Raw genomic sequence first — 11,698 nt, 5'->3', positions numbered from 1 at the left:
GTGGCGTATTACGACTGTCCTGCGGACCAGGAACCGGAGAGTATTCCGATTGGGAAGCCGATTGACAACGTGAAATTGTATATTTTGGACCATAAAGACCGATTGCAGCCAGTCGGCGTACCGGGCGAGCTGCATATTGGAGGGGACTGCGTAGCCCGAGGATATGTGAATCGGAAAGAACTGACGGAGGAGAAGTTCGTAGAAGACCCATATACGTCAGAGGGACGGATGTACCGGACGGGAGATTTGGCGAGATGGCTGCCGGATGGAAACATTGAATATATGGGTCGGATTGACCATCAGGTGAAAATTCGGGGCTACCGGATCGAACTAGGTGAGATTGAAGCGGCCTTACTCGCGTATGAAGGTGTCAGGGCGGCGACGGTACTTGCCCTTGATGATCGAGATGGCAGCAAATATTTATGCGCATATGTTGAAAGCGGAGAAGGTTTGAACACATCTATTTTAAGGGCACATTTGAAGGCACTTATACCGGATTACATGGTGCCAAGTCATTTCGTCCGGCTAGATGTTATGCCGCACCTGTCCAGTGGCAAGGTTAACCGTAAAGCGCTACCCGAACCGGATCATGGGATGCGAGCCACCAGCTATGTTGCACCAAGAAACGAAACGGAAAGAAAACTAGCCGAGATTTGGGAGAAGTTGCTGGACATATCCTTCATCGGTATACATGACAACTTTTTTGAACTGGGTGGACATTCACTAACGGCGACTCGACTTATGTCTCGAATCAATAAGTTGCTGCAAGTTGAAATTCCACTCCGTGATATTTTTGCACATCCGACCATCGAAGAAATGAGTGTTTTGATCTGCGGACCAGAGGTTGCAGCTGGGACGATGATGGATATTGCTCCTGCCGAGCTACGCGATTCTTATCCAGTGACATCCGTTCAAAAGAGACAAATGATTTTACATCAGTTTGAAGGAGCAGAAACAGCATACAATATGCCCTTTGCCTTACTGATGGAGGGAGAACTGGACATCCAGCGGCTGGAGCAAGTGTTCAGGGATCTAATAGATAGGCATGAGGCATTGCGGACATCATTTGAGTGGGGCACAGAGGAGCCAGTACAAAAAATTCATAGTGAGGTTCCATTTCAACTGAGTCTCCAACAGGTTGATGATATCGGAATAGAAGCACAGGACAAACAGATTCAAGCGATATTCAAAACGTTCGTAAGACCGTTTGACTTAGGTCAGGCTCCATTGTTGCGGGCGAAGCTGGTGCGTATTTCGGACAATAGGCATATTTTAATGGTAGATATGCACCATATTGTTGCAGATGGTGTTTCCATGAGCGTTTTGGCTAATGATTTCACGGCATTGTATCACGGGAACTCACTGCCACCATTGCGTATTCAATATAAAGACTACGCCGTTTGGAATAGTGAGTGGATCAAAGAAGGACACTTGATTAAGCAGGAACAATACTGGCTAGACTTGTTTTCGGATGAGCTTCCTGTCCTTAATCTACCAACTGATTTCACGAGACCTCAAGTACAGAGCTTTGAAGGTGACCGGTATTCTTTTCAAGCTGATAAGACACTTCGTGAAGGTCTACAGCAATTTGTTGCAGAAAATCGGACCACTTTATTTATGGTACTGCTATCGGCTTACAACGTATTGCTGCATAAGTATTCAAGCCAGGAAGATATCGTGGTAGGGTCTCCAATAGCAGGTCGTAATCATACGGATTTAGAAAATATTATGGGGATGTTCGTTAACACACTTGTGCTGCGTAACCGCCCAGCTGCTGACAAAACGCTCAAGCAATTTTTACTGGAGGTGCAAAGAAGCAGCCTGGAAGCATTCGAACATCAGGATTATCCAATAGAAGATCTTGTAGATAAGCTCGAACTTCACAGGGATTTAAGCCGAAATCCTCTGTTTGATACGATGTTCTCTCTAGAAAATACCGATTCGGTAAGCCTGCAAGCTGACGGGATATCCATATCGCCCTATTCTGTTGAAGCTGGCATAGCCAAAGTTGACTTAACGTTAACAGCAGAAGCGGATCAAGAGGGACTCTCTTTTCGAATTGATTATTGTAATAAGCTGTTTTACAAAGAAAGTATTGAGAGAATGTCGAAGCATTATTTGCAGATTTTACAGACTATTGTGGACTCTGCGGATGCACGGATTGGCGACGTAAACATGGTAACTGCATCCGAAGAAGAGATTTTGTTAACGAAATTTAATACGGTACCCGCTTCTAACGAGAAAGATAACCGAAAATTGCTGCATCAGCTCTTTGAAGAGCAGGTAGCGAAGACGCCGGAGCGTGTCGCAGTATCGTTCGAGGAACAACAATGGACTTACAGCGAGTTAAACGATAGAGCGAATCAGCTTGCCAGAGTGCTTAGAGAAAAAGGAGTGCAGGCCAATACGCTTGTAGGCATGATGGTAGAGCGATCTTTTGAAATGATAGTCGGAATCCTAGGGATTTTAAAGGCTGGGGGTGCGTATGTTCCTCTGGCACCAGATTATCCTGCGGAGCGAATTAGTCTGATGCTATACGATTGCAAGATAACACTATTATTGGCTTCCCATCATGTCCTGACTGAATCAACTTTCATAAAAGAGGCAGGAGCAGATGCGTTTGCAGGGGAAATCCTTGATTTGGATCAGCTCGATACTATCGTTAAGGATTTGGATTCTAGTAACTTACCTTATGTGAATGAACCGGATGATTTGGCATATGTGCTATATACCTCTGGCTCAACAGGTAAACCAAAAGGGAATCTGACCATGCATTATAACGTGGAGAGATTGATTAAAAACTCCAATTATATCAATCTTACGGAACAGGATATTCTCTTGCAGTTATCCAACTATGCCTTTGATGGGTCGGTCTTTGATATATTCGGCGCTCTGGTCAATGGTTCTAAGCTGGTTCTCTTACGTAAAGAGAATATGCTGAATCCAGAAAAACTGTCTTCCTTGATTCGAAATGAAAATGTCTCGGTATTTTTTATTACTACCGCCTTGTTTAACACGTTGATAGAAACCAATATTGAATGCTTTACTACAATTCGCAAAATACTTTTTGGTGGAGAGCGGGTTTCGCTACCGCATGTGAGCAAGTTGTTTGAACATATCGGGCCCCATAAAATGCTGCACATGTACGGTCCTACCGAAAGCACGGTCTTTGCTACCTGTTATGGTGTAGATCAGATTCATGAACGGAAAGGTACCGTTCCGATTGGAGCCCCGATTACAGGTACTACTGTGTATATTCTGGATAAAAATCTTAAATTGCAGCCTATTGGTATACCGGGAGAGCTTTGTATAGCAGGGGATGCACTATCCCAGGGCTACTTGAACCTACCTGATTTTACAAACGAAAAGTTTATAGACAATCCATTTAATCCAGGCGAGAAAATGTACAAAACAGGTGACATTGCAAAATGGCTTCCAGATGGAAATATTGAATTTGTAGGCCGCCAAGATCATCTGGTGAAAATTAGGGGTTTTCGTATAGAACTTGGAGAAATTGAAAATCAACTACTATCCCATGAACGTATTAAAGAGGCAATAGTTGTAGCTAAGCCGGATCCATCCGGCCAAAACCGTATTTCTGCATATATGGTGACAGATGGGGAATTAAATACTTCAGCTATTCGCCGTTACTTGGCGAAGTATTTACCAGATTACATGTTGCCATCCAGCTTAATCCTGCTGGACAGTTTGCCACTGAACGCTAATGGCAAGGTGGATCAGAAGAAACTGCCAGAGCCTCATATTAACTTAGACTTGAGCACGCTGTATGAACCACCAACAAGCCCTACGGAAGAGAAGTTGGTTAAAATTTGGGAAGGCGTGCTGGGACAAGAGGGAATTGGAATTAGTCACAGTTTTTTTGACCTTGGAGGAGACTCTATTAAGGCCATTCAAGTTATCGCAAGGTTGAGCCAAGAGGGATTAAAGCTGGATATGAAGGACATATTTCAGCACCCTACTGTTCAGCAAGTAGCACCATATGTCCAACGTCGTTCCAGAATCATTGACCAGAAGGCGGTAACAGGTGAGGTACAGCTAACTCCAATCCAAAGATGGTTCTTCGAAAATGTACAGGATGATCGGAACCATTTTAATCAAGCAGTTATGTTGTTTACTAGTGGTGTATTTGATGAAGAAGCCCTAAAGACTGCTTTGGAGAATATTATTATTCACCATGATGCCCTACGAATGGCGTATGAGATTGGTCAGAATTCTGTTTGCCAATACCATACGGGAACGCAGTTAAAGCCTTTTCATTTAAATATTTATAATCTACAAGGAAATAACGATGCTGAAAGCAAGATTGAGGAAGAGGCGAGTCGGCTACAGGCTACCATGGACTTAAGAGCAGGTGAGATGATCCGGGTGGGCTTGTTCCAAACAGATCAAGGTCAGCATTTGCTGATTGCTATTCACCATTTGGTTATTGACGGGGTCTCCTGGCGAATCTTATTGGAAGACTTGGAGAGCGCATATACCCAGGCATTACAGGGTAAGGCTATCGCTTTGCCGGATAAAACGGACTCTTTTCAGTATTGGTCCGACCGGCTTGCAGAGTATTCGAACAGTCGGACTTTACTGAAGGAGAAGGCATATTGGCAGCAAATTGAAGGTGTTCAATGTGAGTCTCCATTTCCTCAGAAGAGCACAGGTACTGATGAGGATGGAGTGAAAAAAGAAAGAACGAGCATAGCTGTCCGGTTGGACAAGCAAGATACACAGCTACTGCTTGGAACTGCTCATCAGGCCTATAATACCGAAATTAATGACTTATTGTTATCAGCACTTGGATTGGCTATTAAACAATGGGCGGGTAGTAAAATCTTCGCTATTAATCTTGAAGGACATGGCAGGGAAGAGATTATGGAGGAGATAGATGTTACTCGAACCATAGGTTGGTTTACTTCGATGTTTCCTATTGTTCTGGATATGAGGGATAGTGAAGATATTTCATCTGTTATTCGGCGAACTAAGGAAATGATTCGGCATATCCCTAATCGAGGGATTGGCTACGGAGTTCTGAAGTATTTGACCGATGTGGAACATACTCAAGATTTAGATTTTAACATACAGCCACAAATCAGTTTTAATTATCTGGGACAATTTATGGATGGTACGCAAGAGAGGAGCTTTGAATCGTCACCGCTATCTCCGGGACGTTCTGTTGGTGAAGGGGCAGAAAGTCATTTTACACTGGACATTAATAGTATTGTTTCCCAAGACCAACTGTTACTTGAATTTGGATATATTCGTGGCGAGCATGCAGACCATGCTATTGAACAATTATCCCTTATGTATATTGAGCATTTAAAAATGTTAATTAATCACTGTACAAGCATTTCACAGAAGGTTCTCACACCATCTGATTACCAAGACCATACTCTCTCTATTCCTGAGTTAGATCAGATTCTCAAGCAGTTTGGTGGGACTGAACAAGTAGAGCATATTTACCCGTTAACACCTATGCAGCAGGGAATGCTGTTCCATTACATGATGGAGCCAGAAACTACAGCTTATGTGGAACAAGTCGTGATTGAAATGGAAGGTGAACTGCAGCAGGAACTTCTGGAACAGAGTTTTCAAGAATTGTTGGCAAAATATGAAGTATTACGTACGAATTTTGTGTTTACCAGTATACGTGAACCTCGGCAAGTAGTGCGTAAACATCAACATGCAGAGTTTCAGTTTTATGACCTTACCGGGATGGATGAGCAAGAAATTACCGCTTATCTTGAGGATCACAAAAAACAAGATCTTCTGCGTGGATTTGATTTATCCAATGAAGCACTAATACGTATAAATGTATTAAAAACAACTCCTGATAAGTTCCTTATGATGTGGACCTTCCATCATATGATTATGGATGGATGGTGCGTAGGGATTGTCTACCACGATTTTATGAGCATGTATCTAGATTTGAAAAATGGTAGACCGCTTAAGTCTGAGACAGCCCCTGCTTATTCAACTTATATCCGTTGGCTGGAAAAGCAGGACAAAGAGGAGTCCATGCAATATTGGAAACAGGCTTTGGATGGATATGCGCAATGTGCAGTTATACCGAAGACGTTCAAATTGCAGGCTAAAGAAGGTGGTTACCGCACGAGTCAGCTAGAATTTTCGTTAGACCAAACAATGACACGACGATTAACAGAGATTGCATCTCATAATCGGATTACAGTCAACACGTTGTTCCAATCCATATGGGGGGCATTGCTTCAAAGATATAACAATACCAACGATGTAGTATTTGGAGCCGTAGTTTCAGGGCGACCGCCAGTAATCCCAGACATTGAGAGCATGGTAGGTATTTTCATTAATACTATTCCCGTGCGAATTTATGGCGAGGAGAATGAAAGCTTCATTGAAATGGCCAAGAGAGCTCAACAAAGCTCCATCGAATCTGTTAAGTATGAGTACACATCATTAGCGGACATTCAGTCCATAACCACACTGAAGCAAAGCCTGTTAGATCATATTATTGTGTTTGAAAATTACCCGGAGTATGGAGAAGAAGAGGCGCTACAGAAGCACAATCTGAAAATTCATGTGCGAGACATGGCCTTTTATGAACAGACAAACTATGACTTTAATCTTATTGTTTCCCTGAAAGACGAACTGAACATTAAATTTCTGTACAACGCTGATACCCTAAGTAGAGAATTTGTGGAACGTATAAAAAATCATCTAAATGGCGTAGTCCGACAAATCGTGGATAATCCAGAGATGAGTATATCCTCGATTGAAGTAACTTCTTTACCGGAGAAAGAAGTGATCTTGAATGAATTTAACAATACGACAGCGATCTATCCGCGAGCGAAGACAATCCATCAATTGTTTGAGGAGCAGGTGGAGCGAACACCGGAACATCCGGCAGCCCTTTACAAAGGACGACAGTTAACGTATCGGGAGCTGAATGCCCAAGCGAATTGGTTGGCTCATGTGCTGCGGGAAAAAGGAGTAGGACCTGATCGTGTGGTGGGGATCGCGGTTCACCGATCGTTGGAGATGATTATCGGACTACTAGGAATCTTGAAAGCAGGTGGAGCCTATCTGCCGCTGAATCCAGAGGACCCTGAAGAACGACTGGCGTTCATGCTGGAGGACAGTGGAGCATCCATTTTATTGACCCAGCAGGAGTTAGTGGAACAGCTTCGCTGTCATGGAACAACCAGGGAACTGATCGCTATCGAAGATTTGCTGGTACAGGAAAAGGAGCAAACAGAAAGAGAAAAGAATCCGGAATCGATCAATCGCTCGACGGATTTGGTGTATGTGATTTACACCTCGGGATCTACGGGTAAGCCCAAAGGAGTCATGATTGAGCACGCCTCGCTGATCAATCGTCTGCACTGGATGCAAAAGCGGATTCCGTTTGGAGCGGAGGATGTAATCCTGCAAAAGACACCGTATACCTTTGATGTATCGTTGTGGGAATTATTCTCGTGGGCTATCCAAGGGGCAACGGTATGCTTTTTGGAGCCGGGAGGAGAGAAGGACCCGGCCACAATAGCTGAAACAGTTGAGTCTAACCGGGTAACGGCATTGCACTTTGTGCCGTCGATGCTGGGCGCGTTTCTGGAATACATGGAACACAGCGGAGCTGCGGGGAAAATGCGCAGTGTACGACGGGTATTTGCCAGCGGGGAAGCGCTGATGACAGAGCATGTGCGTCGGTTTAACCGTCTGATAGGAGGCGGCGGTGCCACGCTGCACAATCTGTATGGGCCAACGGAAGCGACCGTGGAGGTGGCGTATTATGACTGTCCTGTCGAGCATGAACCGGAGAGCATTCCGATCGGGAAGCCGATTGATAACGTAAAATTGTACATTTTGGATAAGAAGGACCGTTTGCAACCGATAGGGATACCTGGCGAACTGCATATTGGAGGCGACTGTGTAGCGCGAGGATATGTGAATCGGGAGGAATTGACGGAAGAGAAGTTCGTAGAAGATCCATACGAGCCGGGAGGACGGATGTACCGAACAGGGGATCTGGCCAGATGGTTGCCGGATGGAAATATCGAATATATGGGCAGAATCGATCATCAGGTGAAAATCCGCGGATATCGGATCGAACTGGGTGAGATTGAGGCGGCTTTGCTTGCGCATGATGGAGTTCGGGCAGCGGCAGTACTTGCCCGTGCTGATGACCGAACGGGGATGCCTAGTTTGGGGGCGTATGTTGTTGCCGAACCTCATGTGACAACAGCAATGTTACGACAAAATTTATCTGTCTCAGTTCCAGAGTATATGATTCCAGCCTATTTTGTATTCTTGGATCAGATGCCGCTCACGTCGAGTGGTAAGATTAATCGTCGTATGCTATTAGAGATTGAGCTGGAATTTGGTACCGGAACGGAATATGTGGAGCCAAGCAGTGAGCTGGAAAAGGAATTAGTTGAGATCTGGATGAGTGTACTTGGTATTGAACATGTGGGTATCGACGATAATTTCTTTGAACTGGGAGGACATTCTTTAACGGCTATTCAGCTTGCATCCAGGTTACAGGGGATTTGGAGTAGTGAATTACGGTTGAGCAGTATCTATCAATACCCTACGGTCAGAGAGTTGGCACTACATGTGGAAGGGATGGAAGAAAACCATTCTGCACTTGCCCAACAATTTGATCAAATTATAGCGTTGCTGCATCAAAAGCTGAACGTTAAGGGATGGTTACAACAAGAGCAATTTAATGGAAAATCTTATATCGTTCTGCATCTAGAAGATGGAGCCATTTCTTTTGAAAAAGAGATTATGGAACTGTTGGACATGAAATGCGATGAATCAATTCAGCCTCATTACATCACTTGGCATGGAGAAGAAACCCTGAGACTGGAAAAGGCCAATCTTGAAGACATTAAGAGCATATGGACAGAAAGAATTGACAATGATTTGGACGTTTTCTCCAAAGCTATTTTAAGCCTAGGAGTGATAGAGAGACTGCCTGTGTCTCCAACACAACGTTACCATCTCCAACATAGTGATATTTCTGGCACGATTATTCCGCTAGAAAAACATATGAACATGGAATATGTGGAAGAAGCGATTCGGCAGATTATTCGAGAGCAAGATTTGATGAGAAGTACGCTGTGTGAAGAAAACGGAGAATTGCAGTGGCAAGTAAGGGAAGCACCAGATCATCTTCCTGTACCACTGGTTGATATCTCTATGTACGATGAAGATACACAGCAAGTGATTCTGAACAATATCGTCTGGCCTTATTTTTACAGGCAGCATGAACTGAGCAATTCACTCTTATATCGGATATTGATTGTGAAAAAGAATCTGAAAGACTACATGCTTATATTACCTTTTTCGCACTCGATCTTTGACTTTATGAGCAGTGAGATTATTAAGCACCAGTTCAACACTTATTATGAATGTGTACGAGCTGGAAAGGAAACGCCTAAAGGGAGCAGAAATCGTTACTCTGATTTTACAACTCATATTATGGAAGGACCTCAGGGTGTTGATGATCTGGAACTAGCTACTACCTATAATCTAGATAAGTTTGATCGTGCAATGGGTCGTATAACCGATTTTGTAAGTCAAAAAGCAGTACTTGAAGGGCATACAACTGTCATTTGGGATTTGAAATCTTCCGAGAGAGCAGTTCACTTGGACAACACTAGTCATTGGGAGATTGCATTCTTTACGTTCACTGCTTTTTGTAAAATGTATTTCGGGCTTAGTCAGGTACCCATTTGGGTAACGCAGTATGGCCGAAGCTTTGGAGAGAAGCGTTACTATGATGTTATTGGTGAATTTGTAGATCATATCCCGATACTAACAAATTTAGACAAAAATCTGGTATCTCTAGAACAGCAGGTTCGCCAAAGTGTTCAATGGGCAGCTGAACATAATATCAGCTTTGCTAACTTAATGTATAACCCGGATGTACAGAACGATTATCCTTTATCTGGAGGATACTTGCAGCAGGCTTTGGATAGAATGCCAATTGTATTTAATTTCCTTGGTGAGCTGAGAAGTGAGCATCAACTCCTACAAACGGTGGATCTGGGTAATGTCAATGTTGAAGGAAGAACACGAATCTTATGCGAAGTTTGGCATGATAGCGAGTCTAATCTGTTTGTGGCACTAACTCTACCTTTTTCAGAAGACGAAAGTATAGTACGGAATCATCTACAAAGTGCCTTGGAGCAATTGGAAAGACGCTGGGCAACCGTTCTGTAACTCTTGCCCTAACCGAATAGGGGGATCTCATGAATCAGCCAAAGGAATTTTCGTTTTATGCTCGCCGGAACCTATTTATTTTTTCTGTGACCAGGCTTATATCTGAGCTAGGAAGTTCGATTTTTAAGTTTGCTTTAAGTCTATATATTTTGGATATCACCGGATCGGCCACTGTATTTTCAATGGTGTTAGGCTTGTCCATTCTGCCCGGAGTATTTGTCAATATTTTTGCAGGTGTAGTTATAGACCGGAGCAATAAGAAGAAAGTGCTTGTCATAACCGAAATATTAAGCGGAATAGCGCTACTAATCTTTTTACCCATTTTCTTGTTGGATTCAACCAATGTCATGTTACTTGCCGTGTTTTCCGTTATATTAAGCCTAATTCAATCATTTACGTTCCTAACGCTGAACGCCTCAATTCCTAACTTAGTGGAAAGAGACAACGTTCATAGCGTAAACTCTTCCTATCAAAGTATAGGAGCAATCATAAATGTACTGGGCCCGATCCTGGGTGCCATAACTTATCGAGCTTGGGGCTTGGAAACGATTGTGATGATTAACGGAATAACATTTATTTCGGCCGGATTGATGCAACTATGGTTACAATTTAGGAAAACTGATGAACAAACGGTATCCTCAAGTTATTTAGACAGTGTCAAAGATGTGTTTGCGTATATAAACAAGCAAAAAGCCATAATGTATTTACTTGTTATCTTTGTTGGTATCAATTTTATGCTCGCTCCATTAGTCCAGGTTGTGCTGCCGTATGTGACTTATCAGGAACTTCAACTTTCAGCTCAGCAACTATCTGTTATTCAAGGAGCCTGGTTCGTAGGAGTCATTGCGGGAGCCATTGTGGTTTCACGTCGGAAAGTACATCAATTTGTTATTACCAAAATATTTATCCTGTTTCAGCTTCAAGCCATCTTATTCCTAACATGGTGTTTCCCATTATTGTTTCCCTCAACATCAGGAAGCCTGATACAGATGACGTTCATCTTCATTATGATTTTGGCAGTAACCGGATTTTTTAATTCAATGAGCAATGTTCCCATGATATCTTATGTGCAGCTGTATACTCCAGAACATATCAGAGCCGGGGTGTTTGGTGTAATCAGCTCGATCACTATGCTAGCAACTCCGCTCGGAATCGGGTTGTACGGAATACTATTGGATAGAATCCATTGGGTATACCTTCCTCTGGCATCGGGAATAGTTGCTCTGGTGATGGGTATCATGGCTCATAAGAACAAAGCATTACGTAACTTTTTCAGTCAAAATGCCGAACCAGTCCTTAATAGCGTAGGTGAAAAAGAACGAGTATCAGCATTATAAACTGAATTTCTGCCCATGATGATGTGATTGAAGGACCTGATGTTAATGGAAAGGCCAACTTATGTTGGCCTCAGATTGTCGAGAAACCCCGTCTTTTTGAGACGTGGTTTTTTTTCTTTACATGAGAGATCTCTGGTCTCTGGAAA

Annotated in this window: 2 protein-coding genes; both read left to right on the top strand. The window is 43.2% G+C overall.

The window, feature by feature from the left end; all coding sequences use genetic code 11:
* Complete coding sequence (locus tag G9G57_RS25030; RefSeq protein ID WP_274597719.1) at positions 1 to 10,215, top strand: non-ribosomal peptide synthetase; 10,215 nt, start codon at positions 1 to 3, stop codon at positions 10,213 to 10,215.
* A gap of 29 nt (positions 10,216 to 10,244) precedes the next feature.
* Positions 10,245 to 11,552, top strand: a complete 1,308-nt coding sequence (locus G9G57_RS25025; protein WP_019686267.1) for an MFS transporter — start codon at positions 10,245 to 10,247, stop codon at positions 11,550 to 11,552.
* Positions 11,553 to 11,698: the final 146 nt, after the last annotated feature.

This window comes from Paenibacillus sp. EKM211P, from assembly GCF_011066175.1.
Taxonomy (GTDB): Bacteria; Bacillota; Bacilli; order Paenibacillales; family Paenibacillaceae; genus Paenibacillus; species Paenibacillus polymyxa.
This window is presented reverse-complemented; position numbering and strand designations above follow the sequence as displayed.

Excerpts from the sequence above, each read along its gene's own strand:
- G9G57_RS25025 (WP_019686267.1), top strand. The coding sequence starts at position 10,245 with ATGAATCAGCCAAAGGAATTTTCGTTTTATGCTCGCCGGAACCTATTT.